Below are 19,911 nucleotides of genomic sequence, written 5' to 3' on the forward strand. Positions count from 1 at the left end.
ATTAACCTGAGAAACACGGGCGAGCGATCGTCTTTGACTCAGGCGGCAGCGGAGATTTGCTTGGATGATTTGGCTGACCGAATGGCCTCCACCGCGGTTCGCAAGGGCGTGTCCAACTCCCAGGCTGATTCGGCAGGCGATCGCTCGGTGACAACAGCATCCTCTTCCGTCGAGTTTGAAGCCTCGTTTGAAGAAGCATCAGGTGCGGCATCCGAATCCACTTCTTCATCGGGATCCGCGAGCTTTAAATGAGCGTCCTTCAAATCGCGGTTCTTCAGCGATGGGTAAGAAGCCTCTTCCCAGAATCGAGCCAGTTGCCGTATATCGTCTTCGGCGATTTTGACATCCATGCCCGGATCAGGACTCACACCCCAAACATCCTCTTCGGTGTCATCAACACCGCGGTGAATGTTTTGATCACTTGGGCGGTAGTACTTCGCCACCGTCAGACGCAAAGCACTGCGGCCATATTCCAACGGCAAGATATTCTGCACAGTACCTTTGCCATAGCTGCGCGTACCAACGATCGTCGCTCGTCCGTGATCCTGCAGTGCCGCCGCAACAATTTCACTGGCACTAGCAGAATGCTCATCGATCAAAATCGCGACCGGCATATCGGGCGGCACCAACGTTCCCGCGGTTGCCGACACCTCGTCTTCGACCACTCCGCCGCGAGTCTTTGTGCTGACGATTCGTCCTGAACTCAAGAACATATCGCAAACATCAACGGCAGCGGTCAGCAATCCGCCACCGTTGCCTCGAAGGTCCAGCACAAACCCCGACACGTCTGGCTTCGGCATCAACCGACTCAGGACCGAACGCAGTTCACTCACTGTCTTGTCGCCAAAACTGGTCATCCGAACGTAGACGATGTCGGGATGCTGCTTCAAACGATAAACCCATTCATTGCCTCCGTTTCGATAGTCACCGATGACGGATTCCAACTGAATGGTGTCCCGCTGCACCTTCACTTCCAGTTTCTCTTCACCACGCTCAACCAATAACTGCACGGTGGTTGCGATCGGTCCTCTCAATCGTTCGCTGACGGACCGAATGTCCATGTCGCCAACGTATTCGCCGTCCACTTCCAAGATCGCATCTCCCGGCATCAAACCGGCCCTGAGAGCGGGCGAGCCCACCAATGGAGTGATCACGCGGACGGGTTCGCCTTCGACCGGCTGATCAACGTAGATCCCAATTCCCGCGAATTCTTGTTGGATCGTGTCCTGAAAGGCTTGGTAGCTGACCGGCGGAATGTATTCGCTGTGCTGGTCCAGCGTCGACGTCATGCCCGCCATCGCCGATGTCAGCAATTCGCGGCGATCCACCGGTTCAACGTAGTACCGATCGATCATTTCAATGGCTTCACCGACCATCATGGCAGATCGCGTCCGCAAGTAGATGGCATAACATGCGAATGAGATGACCAGCACGGACAACAGCAGAGTCAAGTTTCGCGGGAGCATGGCGGAGTCAGATTGCGGAGATGAGCGAGAACGACGCCATGGTATCACGATGGCACCCACCGTCTAAACCACGCGTGATTTTCTTCGCTTGCTTGGCATGACCGATCTGTACTGGCCGAGCGGTCCAAGCTGATCTGCACAGGCCAATCTGCACAGGCCGATCTGTACTGGCCAATTTGCACAGGACGAGACGGAGCGGTCAGGACCACATCCCGACGCAGGCACATCAAACTCGATTGAGTTCCGTTGAGGCTTGCACCGCGGGCAAACAGACGCAAAAACGGGATCCTTCGCCGGGAGTGCTGGTGACGGAAACGTCGCCCTGCTGGGCCTGCGTCAAATGCTTGACGATAGCGAGCCCCAACCCCGTGCCGCTCGTGCTGGATTCTTCGTTGCGACTGCCGCGATAAAAACGCTCAAAGATGCGTTGCTGTTCAGAGTACGGAATACCAACACCGGTGTCCTCCACCACAAGAGCCCACTGATCGGTTTGTTCTACGATCGACACCCGTATCTCTCCTCCCGATGGAGTGTAGCGCAGTGCGTTGCCGATCAAATTGTTGGCGATCGTCAGCGTCGCTTCTCGGTCCGCAATGATCTTGGCCTCACCGGAAGGGACCTCTTGAATCAAATCCAACCCGTTCGCAGCGGCAACTGGTTCGTAGGTTCGAATTGCGTCAGAGACTATTTCGGACAATGAAACGCTGGACAAATGAAGGTTGGCCGGTCCGGCCTGAGCGCGTGCCAATTGCATCATCTCGTGAACCAATCGTTCCAGCCGCAAGCATTGCGACATGATTTGTTGCATGAAGTGCAACGCCGCATCGGGGTCGTCTTGCACGGCCAACTCGACCGTTTCGGCGTAGCCTTTGATGGCAGCCAACGGAGTTTTCAACTCATGTGATACGTTGGCGATGAATTCACGTCGCATCTCTTCAACGCGACGTGCTTCCGTTTCATCACGTAGCGACAACTGCAAATTTGGTTCTTCGCCGGTATCAATCAAATCCACTCGAACACGCAGCGGACGCATGACACCTTGGTCATGCACCTCGACGGTGAATTCCTGCGGTTGTTGTTCTCGGACCGCCGAACGAATCGACGCCAACAATTGCGGCACACGCACCAACTCGGTGAAACAACGCCCTAGCAAAGCGTCTCGTTTTTTCAGCCCCAGCAAACGGACCGCCGAGGGGTTGATCAGCAACACGGAAAAATCCTTTGCCAACACAATCACACCGTCACTGAGTTGCAACAGTGCGGAAGCATTTTGGCGAGTCTCCGCATGCAGACAACGCAGGCGTTCCTGCCACTTTTGAATTTCTTCGGTGCTGTCACGGACGTAGGCGGACACAGCATCATCTTGTTGCGAACTGTGCCAATGACGGAAAACCAATAACAATCCGATCACCACCAAACTGACCAAACCCACCAACCAGGAAGACGCGTTGGCGACGACCAAAGCTAGAATCAGAACCATCCCAGCGACTGCGGGGCCGAATGATCGCAACGGTGGCTGCGAAAAGCAGATTGGAGAAGGTCGTAGTCGGGCGTCCTGGCTCATACCGTCATTCGATTCGACAAAGAGAGGCGTAAGATCACGGGCTGGTTGTTTCTTCCACGGATTGCAGCCATGCTAATTTGAGTTGTCAGCTCAATTTCTCGCTCGTCATTCAGTGACCGCCCAATCGCTTCCGTCGAACGTTTGGCGTTCCAGTCTAACGTTTGGTTTTTCAAACAGTATCTCGCAAGATAGAATATTCGATGAAGGTTTCTGAGGGGCAGCGAGGTTTGCGAACGGGAAACGATCGAATTGATTCGCTTCCCGACGAAGCCGAGCGGATTGGTGCCAACTCGATGCCGCTGACCGATTTTGCGGGAGGCTGCCTGATGTCGCTCAGTTCGGTGGCTTTGTCGTGCGGGCTTTTATTGATCAATGGTGCCTTCGTGATGGCATGCTTGTCAGCTCTGAGTGCCGCCGGAGTGAGCTGGTTCCAAAGTGAGCAGGCCAGCCAATTCATTCTGTTCGGCGGTCCGGTCGCGTTGTTAATCATCCAGTGGATGATGTTGGACTACCTCCGCTTCCTTTGGCGTCGCCGCCAAGCGGGCTAGGTCGTTGTGGCGAGTTCGGCCTCTATTACGGTTCAGTTGCGAGCGATTTGTCCGCTCGAGCGGTCCGTCTGTCCAGATCGTAGGGATTGGCAGGGTTTTGATATGGGCGGATGTTGTCTGGATCGACAGGAAAAGCTGTTACCGGTGACGTGATTTGCGTAAACTAGGAAACCTCTTCTGATTGATCGCCGCGCCACTCTTCTGTGACGGTGCCCCGTTGACCGGACCGAAGTCCATCTCGAATTCCCACTCCCTGATACCGATGGACCGGTACCCGGTCCAAATTGATGCGCGGGTCCCGGACACTGCTGCTCAGCGAGTTTGCTCTGCCGGCATCCACCCAGCGGGCATTCAATCACCGAGTGTCAAGATCAGCATGGCATTGGTGTGGTGTTTGCTCGTTGCGATTGGGCTAGCTTCTCAAGCCGTCGCGCAGCCACCTGGTACGATCCCCAAGCCGGACATTATTCGCGGAGATTCAGGCGGGATTGCTCCAGATGCATTCGTGTTCTTGGACGAATCCGGCACCCCCGTGGTCATTCCTCGGATGTCGTTTGAGGAGATCGATCGACTGCGACGTTTGGAACAGGGGATCCAGGTTCAGGATCGACGAGCAACGCTGCAGCGAATCAACTTGGTCGGATCGGTTCATGATCAGCGTGCCGAGTTTGAACTCGAATGCCACTTCGTCATCGATCCACGGACCGTTCGGGAAGGCACATCGACACCCATCGTTTTAGATTTGGGTTTGAACGGATTTCACTTGTTGGAACCGGCGACGATCCAAAGGGTTGCCAACGAGGACGAGGCTGCTGGCGATGACGCCGACAGTGATGAGACCTCCGGCGAAGCGGACACCCAATCCGTGTCCGACACCGAACTCGCCCGCGCCTTTGTGAGAGTCGCTCAAAACAAAACGGCCACTCGTGATGAATTGCTCGATGCATCTTCGGCCGCAGCAACCAATGGCGGTGCCGCACTAGCAAATTCTTCTCGCGCAAACGCTGGCCTGAACTACGAGTTGGTTTTACCGGCGGAAGCCGCGTTGCCTGACCAACCGATCGACTGCATCTGCAAACTCAAAATGTCGACGCGAGTTCGCCGACTCGGTCCACTGACCAGCTTCCTTCCTCTGTCGTTACCGACCGTGCCGACGCGAGTGGAAGTATCCGTCGCTCCGCATCAGTCAGACGCCACCGAAAATTCACCTCCGTTGATCACCGCCGAAATTGTCGGAAGCGGTCGCGAAGTGTTGCGGCAGTTGTCAAAACGCGAAACGGAGTCGGACGAGGAAAATCGACAACGCTCACGTTTCGAAATCGATAGCCAAGGCGGCGAGTTCGCTTTCAAGTGGCAATGGCTGCCATCGGCGACCCAGGCCGCTCGTTTGCTCGAGACGGAATCCAACGCGATTTTGCGTTGGGAGTCGCCCGCGGACCCTCCGAGCTTGCAGGTTCAGATGGTCGTTCGCAACCTGCGTGGGCAATTGGATGCGTTCGAAATCGAACTGCCCGAACAGGCGGTTTTGTTGGGCAGTCCAGAGGTTGCTATCAACGAAGACAGTCGCGACAGCACGTTGACACCCGATTCGGTTGGCGACGAAGTCACTGACACCGCTTTCGAATCCGGCAGCGCCATCGACGTTGCAGATTCAGGTTGGACGATGACACTACTCGGTGAGGACACCACCAACGATTCCGAGTCAACGAGCGCAAATCAAGACGCAAAAGAAAACAGCTCGTCACCCACGCGTCGCGTTCGCTTCTCAACCGACCGAGCCGATGCGATGACGTCGACGTCATTGGTTGAAGTCCGTTTGCAGTTGCGATTGCCCGTCCCCGAAGCGTCGGCCAACACGCCGTGGACGATGCAGTTGCCTCGTGTTCCTGACGCGATCGGACAAAGAGGAACCGTGACCGTTGTCACCGCTGAGGATCACCGTCTTCGTTGGCGACCTCGTTTGGGCGTGGAGGCGATTGCTTCTGATGCAACATCGGTCAATGTCGGTGAACGAGCTCAAACGTTTCGATTCCTTCGTGATGCTTTTCAATTACCAGTTTGGTTGTCGGGCAAACAGCGACAGCAACGGCTGAAAATCGCGATGGATCTCAGCATGACCAACCGGTTGGCTCTTTCCGTGATGACGGTCCAATCCAGCGGAGCGGGCATCGACCCTCAAGACATGCAACTGGATTTGAATGGATGGCAGCTGACTCATTTGACCGCCGACGACGAAGACGAAGAACTCGACATATCAATATCGGAGGGCTTGGTTCAGTGGCAGGCTGATGCGTCTGATGGCAAGTGGCCTCGCCAGTACATCATCACTTGCGAACGAGTCGTCACCGAACAGATGGTCGCGGAACCATTGACACTGACACTGCCGAAACTGCAAACCAACGAATCGTCCAGCGCTGTCACGGAAGCAATTCTTCAGGTGACCGATGCCAAGCGTTTGCAATGGACGGTGGACCTTTCTCAAAGTGAAAACTTGCAACGGATCAACAATGATTCGTCAAACCGTTTTCGCCTGCTGTCAGTTGATAGTCCTTGGAGCGTGACGGGCAACTTCACCGAACGTCCACTGCGTCTGAATCTTTCGGGCGGCACATCGATGGACACGCAAGGCAATCAATGGGTCACCCAAACCCGTTGGACACTTACCACTGCCGTTGACCTGGAGGGCATCGTCCAATTCGCTATCCCAACTCCGAATGCTCAAGCGGTCCAGTGGACATCGGTGGTCGATGGCGTTCCCGCGATGGTTCGCAAATCTGAATCGTCGACCAACTCCGAGAGCTGGACAACTTACGAAATTGTCACACCACGATTGTCGGTCGGCAGTCACGAGATCGAACTGGTTTCGCGGACGATGTTGCGTGACTTACTGAAGACACCGGCAAACTCTGAAACGCTCATTCGAGCAGCCGCTGATGATCCGTCGTTGAATGCGACCGATGAAGTTTCCGAACAACCTCTCGCTGTGGAATCGGCGGAGGACGATGTTGATGCCCCATTGGATAACCTTCAGGATCCTGACTCATCGAACGATCGGATTTTGGCGGCGATCCCGTATCCGATCGCCGACCAAGTCACATTGGACTCCGATTACCTTTTGACCGTCCCAAACTCGGTCACCGATGGGGCCGGTCAGGTTTGGATGGTCACCGTCGGCGATGAACGATTGTTGTCGGGAACAAGACTAAGCACGCCTGCGGGCACAAGTGTGGCTCCGATTCCAAGCAATGAATGGACACTCACATCCATTCCGGATGCACCGTTTAAATTGGAGTTCCATCAGGAATCGTTGGAAGAGGCGCCCGTGCGAGTCACGCGTGCTCTGATACGCAGCCTTGTCGGGCAACGCACTCGTCATGAACAGTTGGTGGCAGTGGTCGAAGGTGGCGAGCAAATCACGATTGGATTCTCGCGGCCACTCAAAGCCATCCGGATTGAAACGCGTTTGAATGGCAACATTGTCGCAACGTCTCGAGGACGCAGCGGTCTGCGAATTGACATGCCGACCACTCCCAGTTTGGCGGCATCTCAAGCGAGTGGCACCGAATCGCCATCGCGATTCCTGCTGGACATTCGATTGTGGACGGAAACCGATTCCAGCCCATGGTGGACCAGCATTGAGCCCTTGATGAGGTTGCCGGTTGGGTCGGCACAAATCGACTGGCAGCTTTCCGTTCCCACAGACTCACACTTGTTTTGGGCTTCATCGTCCAGTGGACGATTGATGCGTTGGGAACGTGAGCAACTGCGTTTGTCACGGCAACCAATGGCCGACGATGCCGAACTACTAGAATGGGTCACATTCCCATTCCAAAAGAACTCGACGTTGTTGGGTTCACTCAATGAGTCAACCACAAACTCCGCGTTCACCGTTCCCAGCAACCAATACCTTTTCTATTCCAGCGACCCTTACTCGTTTTCCGCCCTGACGGTTTCGCGAACGATGATGTGGTTGGCCGTTGGAAGCTTGTCACTGTTACTCGCCGCATCAACTCAGTTGTTCCCGCGCAGCCGCCATCCTTTTGCGATTGTGTTGTTGGCGGTGGTTCTTGCGGGCGTTTTGGTTGCGGCTCCCGATGGCGTGATTGTGACGGCTCAATTGATCATGATTTCACTGGTGTTAGTCGCGGTCTTCTACGCCATCTCGGCGTTGATTTCGCCGCCGGCCTCCGACCGTGTGTTGCAATCATCCGGTGCATCACGAGCGTCTGAGAAAATCCCACCGTTTGGTTCCACTCGAGTCAATCGCAAAGGCCAGGGTTCTTCGCCCGGCTCGCGATCGATGATCAACGAGTCGGCAGGGACGCATGTTCCGGGTGGATCTTCCCGGCATCGTGGAGACTCCGGACAACGTTCAAACACGGAATCCGAACCTCGCCACAACCCTTCGGACGAAGGCTACGACGAAGAAGGAGCCACGGCGAGTCAATCACCAGGAACGTCCTCATGACGCTGTCTCGATCAAACCGATCGACCTGGGTGATGTGGGTCGCCATTTGGTTCGTCACAACGTCGCTGGTAGTCAAAAGCGATGTCGCCGCGCAAGAAGCGGAAGCAACGACAGCTGAAACCAGCGAGGTGATTGAACCAACAACAGACGAACCAGCTACAGACGAAATTTCGGGTGCGGACGAATCAACCGTTGCCGGCGAAGTCGATGATTCCGAACCGGCCTCTCGCGAAGTCTCTGACAGGCTGTCTCAATGGGAAACGCTCGCTCAACAAGTTCGCGGCGATGATTCATTGCGTTGGATCGCCTTGTTCGGTTCTCAAATCGCAAGGCTCGTCCCAGACAACTTTCGGCCCGTCGCGGCCGACGAATTGAGCAATGCTCTTGGAGAAGCGGCCGAGGTCACTCCCGAAACATCCACCGATGACATTTTGCAGTGCGAGATGGTGGCGACCATCCGAAACGGATCTTTGATCAGCAACGCTAGCCGAATGTTGTTTTCGTCCCAAGCCAGCAGCGAACATCAGTTTGGCAATGTCAGCTTTGCCGTTTCCAGACTTCGCGAAATGGATGATGAATCTGGCGCCGAATCGGACACAAACGCCGTGTTCGAATCCGATGAATCGGGAATGCTTAAAATCGCAACGAACGATGTGAGTCAACTACTTGCGGACCGCAATCTCGCATGGAATTGGCGACAGCAAGCGATGCCAACTTGGAACGGCAGTCGGTGGGAACTGGTGCTGCCGCAAGCATTGATTTCTCGTTTGTGGATTCGTGTTCCGGCGAATCAGATTCTTCGCTGCGAACAAGCGGTCCTGCGTGAAGTCCCCGCGGATGAACTCCCGAATTGGTACAGCGAAACCTCGTCAATCAGTTCCTCCGAATCGGCTTCGGACAACGATCGTTGGATCTTTCTTGAGTCAGCTGGTTCGTCGCGTTTGGATCTGCAATTGCAAACCGTCAACGACGACGCGGCGGAGGTCCAAACGGCGACGATCGTTCGCAGTTGCCGCATGTCCTTTGACCACGATGGATCGATATTGAATTGGCAATGTCGATTCGTCATTGATCCGCAACCGATCGCGTCCATCCCTCCTTGGGTCTGGCTACGCGGTGATGTGACTCGCATCACCATCGATGATCGCGAGATTCCATTCTCGTCCCGACCTATCGCCTCGCAATCAACTGAGACATCGCAATCACCGTTCGCTTCAATCATCGAACTGACGGCAATCGAAGAATCGGAACCCGCATCCGCCGCCGACTCACGCGTCATCGTGTTGGAAGGGACATCGCCGTTGCCTCAAAAAGGCAATTTGATTTCGTTGCCCGAACCGGTTTTCCCATCTTCATATGTAATTTCCGCGACGCCTTGGCAGTTGCAATGGACGATGCCATCTCATTTGTACGCAACGCATTGGCAATTGCCCGAACAATGGCAACTTACGCCACCGCCATTGGGTGCCTCACAATCGTCCGATTCGCCAGCGACTTGGAACGCGGTTGGCCCGCCACTTTCGCGAGAATCCATACCGGCGGAATCGCTGCTGGATCCCCCGACTGACTCAAAACAACCTCGTTGGTCGACTGACTCCGTCACCAGTTCGTGGAGCATCGAATTGGCGGAGTCTCAACCGCTGTTGTATGCCAACCACCAATCTCGTTTTCTGCTGGAAGACAACGCCATTCAGGCTCGCAGCACCATTCAGATGACGATGACTCCGGACCGATTGGCTCCCATCCAATTGGAAATTCAAGATGGCTTCTCGTTCGATTCCATCACCGTTGGTGAAACGCGTCGAACGTTGACCATCAACGCTCCCAATCGCCGTGGCCGCAGAATCACGGTATGGCCCAGTCCTGACGAGATAGAGGAACTGCCCACCGGTGAAGGCACTCTCGAAATACGCGCCACCGGACAATCTCGGCGGGATCCGAACAACCCTCGCGTCAATGAATTGTGGATGATTCGAGTGTTGGGATGCCCCGGTCAAATGACCGCCGCGGTCATTCCTCCCGCCGACATGGGTTGGACCGCAGAAACCGCCATCACTCCTTCGCGAATCGAGTTCTCTGAACTTACCGCTCAACAACGACGTTACTTCGCACCGCTTCCCGGCGACGCGATCGTGCTCAGTCATTCCATTCGCCAAACCCCTTCACTCGCATTGGAAACTCCCGACAGCACCATCGTCGGGTCATGTCAAACCAGCCTAACGGTTGTGCGAAGCGGCAAGGAACGAACCGGAATCGAACAACAAGTTCAGGTGCAAGTGGAAGGTTTGCCGCAGACGTCACGTTTTGTCAAAGTTCGCTTGGCCGCCCGTTCGGAACAGTCGTCCCCGCAAGACATCAAATGGCAGACGCGTTTGTCCTCATCTGCCGCTGTCCATTCCGTCGACGAGGACGCTGTCACGCGTCGCTGGGTGCCACGTCAATCGATGGAACCCCAATCTGAATCAGACGCCGAGTCCCAAGCATCCTCCGTTTCGACGAACTCAGACGAAATCGCTGACGGGTCCGATGGATGGTTTGAATGGAACATTCCGGTCCCGCGAAATTTCAACGACAAATCGTTGCTGATCGGAAGATGTTTCCACGCGATGAAAGAAAGTGAAACGGAGCCCACCAAGGGGCACCAAACACGCGCACTTCCAATCGGTTTGTTCCGCTTGGCTGATGCGACTTCGCAAACCTGCGAACTGTTGATCGATTCGAATTTGCAATTGGCTCGCCCTGTCGCGAATTTGGTGGGAATCCCAACGGCGGATGCGGACAACGCGTCAAGACCGTTCCGTTATCGATACGAGACCACGCCACATGTGATCGTGCGAGTCCGTCACCGGAACCAAACACCACCGTCCAACTTGGTTCTTCAGCAGCACACGCACGTGGTCGCTTCGGCCAGCGGGACCGACCGAGCTCGCACGCGATTCGAAATGATTGCCACGCAACCAATCGAAGTGAAGTTCCCTTGGGACGCACATTTGATCGAGGCACGCATCAATGGCGTGGAAGTCCAACCGCAAATGACGCGGCGACACCACCTTCGATTTCCCGCCGTGAAACAATCCGAGTTGGTGCTGGAAATTGAATGGACGACGACTTCCTTTGAAAAATCATGGGTCCGAAAACCAGAAGTCACGGACCTACAAGTTGTTGGCTTGACCCTGGGGTCGCAGTTCCGTGTCTCTCCGGCCGAAGACAGTTTGCAACTTCCATTGCTCGGGTCCGCTGAACAATCCCCTTTGATCTTTTCCCAGATGGTGATTGGAATTGGTTGGGTCGGTGCACTCGTCATCCTCGCCATCAGTCTGGCTGCGGGCTGGGCCGCTCGATGGGGACTGGCATGTGGCTTGGCTCTGTGCCTCTTCGCCATGCTTCTTTGGCCTGAAACATTGGTACCACTGACGACCTGGGTTGCTCTGCCATTGACGATCGGTCTTTTGCGAGTTGCGACCCAACAATGGCAATCATCCAAGACTCCCATGTCGTCGCTTACACAAACGCCAGGTGCATCCGGCCAATCAGACCATTCGAACGCCGCGTCGCATTCACCCGGCGATGACCCAACCAGTGACTTCTCAAGTTCCGCGTTGCTTCGAAGTTGGCTGGGTTGGGTGATCGTCAGTTGTTTTGCGGTAAGTGGCGGTGCGGCCTCCGCTCAAACCATGGACATCTTGGTTCCGTTGGATTCCGCCAACCAACCAATGGGCAACAAGGCGTATATCCCCGAGACGCTATACGAAGAGTTGTTTTTGATTCGTCCGGACGAACGTGTTCGGCAAGTCTCGTTTTTGAATACCAATTACGAACTGGACCTCACCTCTGAAAGTTCCAAACGAGCCATCAGTTTGGCACGTGATGAGTTTGCGATCGAGCTACTCGCCCGATTCACCGTCGAAACAACAACTCCCAGCAGTCGACTTCGGCTTCCGTTTGCTCCTGAAACGATCGAAGAGTTGGTGCTGATTCGCCCAGATGAAAGCACGCGGGTACTGACGACAACCACGGATGAACAACCTGGCACACTGATCGTGGTGCCTTCGGGCAAACGTTTTGACTTGCAACTTCGGCTGCGTTGCCAAACGTCACACAACGCGACGGGCACGCAAATCGCAATTGATCTTCCACGACTTCCGCAAGCTCGTTTGGTTGTGCGCCGTGATTATCGCATCGACAATTTCCGACTGGTTACCGATGAGATCGCTTGGCCAGCGGTCGATCGTCCGGTTGGATTTGGAATCATTTCATCCAATCAATTTTCCATTGGTCCGTGCAATCGATTGCAAATTCATCTGCAAAGCAAAGCGACCGCGGACGCCATTGCGAGCGGGGCAGCGGTCAACCTCAACACTGGTTCAAGCAATCAAACGGGCGATGTTTCTGACGAGGAAGAGTTGCCAGTGGCATGGAACTCCGCATCACAATGGAACCGTCGCTATTGGCTGAACGCCACCGCAAAACAATGCTCCGTCGAGTGTGAACTGGATCCGCTACAACCGCCGCCACCAGGCGGAGATGTGGTCCTTCGTTTCCACCGAGAAACAAGCTCACCACCGCGTTTAATTTCTCGCGACTGGAAATTGATTCAGCAAACAACAACCCAGTGGAAGCTCACCCGGGTCAGTTCGTCTGACGAACCCATTCGATTGGTTTGGGACCTCAGCGCTGATTGGTCAACACGTACGACGACGGACGAGCCGACACCCTCCGTTTCCAATGCTGTGGAACCAACATCGTCTGATGCCCTGTCGCTCGCTTCCGAAAGGTTGCTGACTTGTCCGGGATTGTCACTACATGACCGCTGGGAAGATCCCGCGTCCGATGACGAATCAGCCCTCGTCAACTCACGCACCGAGTTTTCTGAAACGTTGGTGGCCTGGACATTGTCGGCTGATCTGCAACCGCTTTGGCCCGCTTCGCTTGGGACGGAACGTGTTCCGACCGAGCAATTTTATTCACAATGGTCGGGACCGATCAGCCGCCTCGACAGAGCCGCGAAAAGTTCCGGAACAACTCCCATCGTTCAAATCGGATTTTCGAACCGATCGACGCTGGTCTTCAGCTCTCGGCAAGAGATTCATTTGGATTCGACGCATCAAACGATTCGTCTCGACGCAACCTTTGAGCCTACTCCGGTCACTGACAATTCTGCGACCGCCGACGCGCCGTCAGCAAATCCTGATGCCAGCGGTGAAGCTTCCGTGGCCGCGATAGACGAAAGTGTCCGTCCTCACATCATCAAGGTTGTGCTTCCACCCCAAGCTCAAATCTTCGATTGGCAAATCCAACAACCGGGATTGCCCAACACCTCACCCGATGTGGTTGATGGAAATACGTTTGAGTCGGAGGCCGCCGATGCGACCAGCGACGAAGCGATGGATGCGGAAACAACGACGGACCCGAAGTCAAAACCAACAGGTGCCTCCGAAAAACAATCTGGAACCCGCTGGGAATTAGTGCGAAAAGACGATCGTGATTGCCTTCTGATTCGTTATGAAGGACGAGGAATGGAGTTGTCGATCGAAGCTCAGGTTTCATTGAAAAAGAACAACGACAATGCTTTGGCATTGATTGAGATCGAACCAATTCAAGCCATCGGCGAAGTTGACTCCGTCAGTGAAGTCGTTGTCTCGCGTTCTGCTGACACCGACGTTCAGTGGAAAACGCCGCCGAAAGTCGAAGGCGAAAAATCGGGCGACGCGGGACCGGCTTCGATGCTCGCGTCTGGAAAGATCTTGATGGATCAATGGTTGGTCCGCGGATCGACCGCAACGGCATTGGGGAACGCTCGCTTCCGATCCAGCCTGGTCCGGCATCCATTCCAAACTGACGTTCGCGTTGCGTTGCGGTGGGAGGAAGGTCGCTGGATCGCTCAAACCGATCTGCAATTGAAATCGAAACAACAACCCGATTTCTTAGATGTCGAAATGCCCACGCGTTGGTGCGACGCTCTGCAGATTTCCCCGTTGTGCGCCTCGACCCGACAGCCAACGCTCTCTCCCGCCCGACAAGTCATCCGCATCCGTTTAGCAGACAAGGACATCCGGTCCATTCGACTTACCAGTCGCCTTGCGGCAGGTGACTTGGTGCGTGTGAGTGTCCCCAAGGTTCGCGTTCTACAATCTCAACGTTCGCGGACCGATATCGTGGTTCCCAACCGATTGACCAACGCTCCGATTCGCTGGGAAACCAACGGTGTCGAACCCATGCCGCAACCAAGATGGAAATTGCGTTTACCATTAAAAACGGACGGCGAAACAACTCAAGAAACCTCGGAAGCTGATGCAACGGACATTGAAGACTCCGCCTATTTCCGCGTCGCCAATGAGAATTGGTCGGTCGAACTGGAAAGAATGCGGAAGACCAACAACTTGGCCTCCGTCATGCACGCGGACCATCAACTGCTGAACGATCGCTACCTGGTCAGTCGCTTTGACATCGTTCCCGGTGATGCTTCCCACTTGACGCTTCAGTTGCCCGAATCCACCCGGTTTGTGGCGGGATGGACGAATGGGTTGCCAGCCGACGTGATCCCATTGGACAACAACCGGCTTCAGTTCTTGCTACCTTTGAGTCGCCTCAGCCAAGCAGTGGAGGTCTTGTTGGAAATGGATTCGCAAGTTTCCAACCCCGACACACCGACTTGGGATGAGATCCAAACGCCGCTTCGATCCACCTTCACTCGCCTGCTATCTCGGCGGAGTGATGGGAAGGATTCACTTTCGTTGTCACACCAAAGCTCTGTCGCTCCCACCATGACACCTAAAAACTCGGCTTCGAACCAAACTGTCACGGACTGGAGTCCGTGGCGGGCGATCAAGCCAGATCAACGCTGGCGAATCCTGGCCACCAACACCGTCCGCTCGATCGCTGCCGCCTCGGACTCTTTGGCCGACCGACGCGACGAAGAAGTCGCTTCGTGGATGAAGGTGTGGTTGCAGCGATACGCTTCGATCAGTCAAGCCGCCGGGGTACCGTTTGATCCGGCGAATGCATCGGCAGAAGACTCGGTCTCGCTGGAACGCCTCTCCGCCGAATTTTCCAGCAGGCCACCGGAAGCGGTGTTCTCATGGAATGAAATGGAATCATTCCTCGCAATGCAAATCCAACGATACTCGGCTGGCGAAACCGATGATTGGTGGCAAGTCAGCGACGCAAACAAACGTCTTGATGGTCAGTGGTCCTTTGCCCTTACAAGCCAACAACCGGATCGCTGGATCATCGACAGCCAGTTTCAATCGACCCGGCATGAGCTTCCTCCCCAATGGTCGGTTGCGTCTCGATCTTCCATCGCGACACGGTGGGCTCAGCATGGGATGCGTTTTTTACTGCTGTTAACCAGCGCATGTCTGTTGATTGTTTTGCGACTTCAACCAGGTCGCAGCCGACACCACGGCGATCAGGCCAACTGGGTGACCAATGTCCAAGACTTGATGGCCAACCCTGCCACTTGGATCTTTGTCTTGGGTTGCATTGCATTGGTGTTGGCACCGATGCCTCTCGCACTTGCTTTGATGGTCACCGCCGTAATGCTCAGCGGATTCGAAGCCTTTTGGAAACCACTTCGAAAACGCTTGCGAACATGGGCGTCCGCGTTGCTCTTACTGGTCATTTGGATCGGCCCTACGGATCGAGCGACCGCACAATCACCTACTCAAACGATCGATTCCCCCAGTCCCGCCGAAATCGCTGACACGATGCGGATGAGAGACGGATGGAAGCTGCAATTGGTCGCTGCGGAACCGATGGTTATCGATCCCGTTTCAGCGGCCTTTGATCCGCAGGGTCGTTTGTGGGTGGTGGAAATGCCCGATTACCCGCAACCAGCCGATGATGCGCAACCGATCCAAGGACGCATCCGAATCCTTCGTGATATCGACGGTGACGGCACGATGGATCAAGCCACCACGTTCGCCGACGGATTGAATTTCGCGACTGGGGTGTTGCCGTGGCCATCGAAGATCGCGAGCGAGAATGAAGCACAATTGGACGGAGCGATTGTGACTTTGGCCGGAGAGATTGCGTGGCTGCGTGACACGAACGGCGACGGAATGGCCGACGATCATCAAACATGGTTTCGTGGTTTTACAACGGACAACGAGCAACTCAGAGCCAACCATCCGATCCTCGGTCCTGATGGATTGGTTTACGTTGCGAATGGATTGCGTGGCGGGAAGATCGAAGCCGTCGTCTTACGATTCGATCAATCCGCTGGTCCTTTGACGCTTTCAAAAAATGACTTCTGCTTTGATCCAAATGGCGGTTATTGGGGAAGCGTTTCCGGCAATAGCCAACACGGTTTGACGATTGACGATTTCGGTCGTCGAATCGGATGCAGCAATCGCAATCCGGCGATCCAGGCTGTGCTGAACGTCAGCACGATAGAAAGAGATCGCGAATTGGCACCGACGGATGCGCTGTTGGACATCGCCGTCGCGGGTGAACATTCAGAAGTTCATCCGATCAGTGACGCTTGGACGACCAGCCACCTGCACGCGGGACAATTCAGTGCCGCTTGCGGTGTCTTGGCGGTTGATGACAAGTGGTTGTTCGTGTGCGAACCGACCGGATCACTGGTTCAGCGTCAACAAATGCAATTGGACGGCGAGAACTGGAATGCGACTCGAGAACCAAACGACGCCGAATGGCTTGCCAATGAACACACCTGGTTCCGGCCGGTCGATTTGGTTGCCGATCAAAATGGATCGGTGCTGGTCATCGACATGGCTCGCGCGGTCATTGAGCATCCCGATTGGGCACCCGATGAGCTGAAGAACCGCCCCGATACGTGGCATGGAAATGACCTCGGACGCATCTGGCGATTGGTTCCTCCCCGCGCCGAACCTGGCTTTCAAGCCATCCAAAACAACGAAGAAGCGATCGAAGCATTGAAGTCAGATGACTCCGTCCGACGATCATTGGCAACACTCCACCTGACACAGCAATTGGGAGACGCGATAGCTCAACCTTCCGTTCTTGGAAGCCTCTCTGAACTTTTGCTATCCGATGAAACAAAACCAACAACAAAGTCCCGGGCAGCGTCCTTTTTGGCTCAGCGGAACGGCCTGAATACGGACCAGACATCGAAGCTTCAATCAGAATCAGAACCTCGCCTGCGAGCGATCGCTGCCCAGAACACAACGACTTGGAACGCCGACAACTTTCGCGAATTTGCAAGCGATGACAGTGCGCTGGTTCGCCGAGTCGCACTGGAAAGCTTTCTCGCCTCCAACGAATGCACACAGATCGCGGAGAGTCCTTCGTCCGCTGAGTTTTTGTCCGTTGTTGATTCGCTGCACAAGCTGGCGGTGGAACAAGCGGACTCAGCATTGATCGCGAAACTACTGGCGTCGGCTCCCCAACGGATGCTTCAACAACTCATTCACCGATCGATTAAAAACGCGAGTTTGCGACTTTCTTCAAGCTATCGAAACAATCGTTTGCACTGGATCCAACGTTCCGCCGCGTCAGATTCCGAGACCACTCTTGATCTGATCTCAAACGTTCAAGACGACGATAACGCATTGCAATTCGTTGCAAGCTGGATCAACGGCACGCGTTCGGCTTCCGCTGTGAAGAAAGCGATAACTGGTCCGGCACAGGAATTTCTCGCTCGTGTCTCTGACGTCGCCGAAACGACGCTGGCGGATGCGGACCAGCAACCGGTCCAACGCGAAAATGCGGTGGATGTTTTGCTGCAACTCGCTCCAGGTTCGACTGAACTACGTGATCAGCTGACGGAGTCCACAGACGCAACCTTGCGATCCCGAATTCTTAAAGGATTGCTCCGAAGCGACCCTGAATGGACACGATCCATTTTGGTCTCACATCCAGACCCTTGGCGTCCTGAAGAGCGAAGTGTTGTTTGTCGACACGCACGTTCTGACCCTGCCACGGCGACGTGGTTGCTTGCGGCGGTGCAGGACGGAAGCTTGCCGAGGTCGTTTGTAGACGCTTCCACAGCCAACGCGTTGCGAGCTCATCGCGATCAAGCCATTCGCGAACTTGCCAATCAAACCTTTGCTCCACCAGAAGACCGAGCCGAGGTATTGCAAAAATATGCTGTGGTCGCGGATCGCTTTTCGACCGCCGATGTCGCCAAGGGTCGACAGTTGTTCGTCCAACACTGCTCCAATTGTCACCGCATGGAAGACGTTGGGCACATGGTCGGACCCGACATCAGCGACAGCCGCACGAAGACTGCGGAAGCATTGTTGGTTGCGATCTTAAATCCAGACGCCGCCATTGACGCTTCGTTCACGCGATACCAAATCCTGACCGTTGACGGCGAAGTCGTGTCGGGGCTTCTGCACAACGAGAATTCAGAAACGGTCACGTTGCTGGAGGCGGGCAACCAGCAACGCCGCGTGGCTCGTGACGACATCGAGACGTTCCGAGCGGTCGACACATCGCTGATGCCAAGCGGAATGGAACAAACATTGTCGGTGGATCAAATGTCCGATTTGATCGCGTACTTGAAACGGTGGCGGTACACCGCTGAAGGTTTGTGATGCCATCACGTCCCACGTCTTCAACTGAAAAGAATTTGCTTCAAACCAGACAACGTATTTACTTGGATCACGCCGCGACTTCCTGGCCCAAGGCGGACGGCGTGACCGATGCGATGGTTGAGTTTCTTTCCAACGTCGGCTCATCGGCTTCGCGTGGCAGTTACGCCTCGGCGTTGAAGGCGAGCGAGCTTGTTCGTTCGTTGCGATTCAAACTGGCCCAATTCATTCATGCCGAATCGGACTCCTGCATCAGCTTTCATAGCGGTTGCACTCATGCGTTGAACTCCGTCATTCATGGATTGGTCGGATCGTCCAAGGCCATCGGCGACGGTTCGCATCTCTTGGTCTCCGCGATTGAGCACAATGCAGTCATCCGACCAATTTTGGTGGCGGCGAAGTCGGGCAACGCGACCGTCGAAGAAGTCCCCGCAGACAAGAACGGATTGCTCAGCGCTGATGACGTGATCTCACGGGTCAACGGAGCGACTCGATTGGTGGCTTTGTCTCATGTATCCAATGTGACCGGCGCCGTGCAGCCGATCACAGAGATTGGGGCGGCCATCGCGGAAGCCAACCGATCCCGAACGGAGTCTGATCAAATTCTTTTCCTCTGCGATGCGGCACAATCGCTTGGCTACTTGCCAATCGACGTCGCATCACTCGGTGTGCACGCGTTGACGGCCCCCGCCCACAAAGGTTGTGGTGGGCCGCCGGGAATTGGAATGTTGTACCTATCGCCAAGGTGGCACTCGGCGATCCAACCTTGGATGCAAGGTGGCACCGGGCACGACGGTCGCTCCGACACCATGCCCGAATCGATGCCAGCGAAACTAGAACCGGGCACCATGAATTTGCCAGCGATCGCGGGATGGTTGGCCGCGTTGGAATCCATGGCAACGTCAGGCGAGCTCAATGAATCACCCAATGAGTCAGCCGCCCTGTCACAGCGACTTCACGTTGGCTTGAACGCCGTCGATGGAATCAAAGTCTTTGGCCAACCGGGGCCGCTTCCGATTGCCAGTCTCGACTTTGGACCAGATCTTCCGCCGGACGATGCCGCCGCAATTCTAGATTCCGAGTTTGGGATCGAAGTCCGATCGGGGCATCACTGTGCCGCTCGGCTTCACCGTCATCTTGGGACGGAAGCCGCCGGAACACTTCGCATCAGCGGGGGTCATGGCACAACCTCTGACCAAATCGATGCTGTGGTCGCCGCGGTCTCGGAAATTGCCGCTCAAATCACATCCCTGGCGTGATCCTGCAACGGATTTCGGCGGCGGGGTTTGTTTTCTGCCGCGAATAAGGCGTTTTTCGCAGTGGCGGATCAGAACCGTAGGCATGGAAA

6 protein-coding genes are annotated in these 19,911 nt (G+C 55.2%); 4 read left to right on the plus strand and 2 right to left on the minus strand.

The window, feature by feature from the left end; translation table 11 throughout:
* Positions 1–38: 38 nt before the first annotated feature.
* Together RB_RS15095 and RB_RS15100 are read right to left on the minus strand one after the other, a co-directional pair.
* Positions 39–1,466 (minus strand): S41 family peptidase, encoded by a 1,428-nt coding sequence (locus RB_RS15095; protein ID WP_165447220.1) that lies wholly within the window; start codon positions 1,464–1,466, stop codon positions 39–41.
* A gap of 226 nt (positions 1,467–1,692) precedes the next feature.
* Positions 1,693–3,030, minus strand: coding sequence for a sensor histidine kinase (locus tag RB_RS15100; RefSeq protein ID WP_011121379.1), 1,338 nt, complete (start codon positions 3,028–3,030; stop codon positions 1,693–1,695).
* 200 nt (positions 3,031–3,230) lie between these two features.
* On the opposite strand from RB_RS15100, the gene RB_RS15105 reads away from it, so the two are divergent.
* The 4 genes from RB_RS15105 to RB_RS15120 all read left to right on the plus strand — a co-directional run bounded on the left by RB_RS15105 (position 3,231) and on the right by RB_RS15120 (position 19,822).
* Positions 3,231–3,578 (plus strand): hypothetical protein, encoded by a 348-nt coding sequence (locus RB_RS15105; RefSeq protein WP_164922063.1) that lies wholly within the window; start codon positions 3,231–3,233, stop codon positions 3,576–3,578.
* Positions 3,579–3,840: 262 nt separating this feature from the next.
* Positions 3,841–8,046 carry a hypothetical protein gene (locus RB_RS15110; protein WP_011121382.1) on the plus strand — a complete coding sequence of 1,402 codons (4,206 nt, stop codon included), beginning with the start codon at positions 3,841–3,843 and terminating at the stop codon, positions 8,044–8,046.
* Complete coding sequence (locus RB_RS15115) at positions 8,043–18,566, plus strand: PVC-type heme-binding CxxCH protein (protein ID WP_011121383.1); 10,524 nt, start codon at positions 8,043–8,045, stop codon at positions 18,564–18,566. The genes RB_RS15110 and RB_RS15115 overlap by 4 nt, the downstream gene beginning before the upstream one ends.
* A complete protein-coding gene (locus RB_RS15120) occupies positions 18,566–19,822 on the plus strand; it encodes an aminotransferase class V-fold PLP-dependent enzyme (protein ID WP_164922064.1) in 1,257 nt (418 codons plus the stop codon). Before RB_RS15115 ends, RB_RS15120 begins: the two co-directional genes overlap by 1 nt.
* The last annotated feature ends 89 nt before the right edge of the window (positions 19,823–19,911 follow it).

This window comes from Rhodopirellula baltica SH 1, from assembly GCF_000196115.1.
GTDB lineage: Bacteria > Planctomycetota > Planctomycetia > Pirellulales > Pirellulaceae > Rhodopirellula > Rhodopirellula baltica.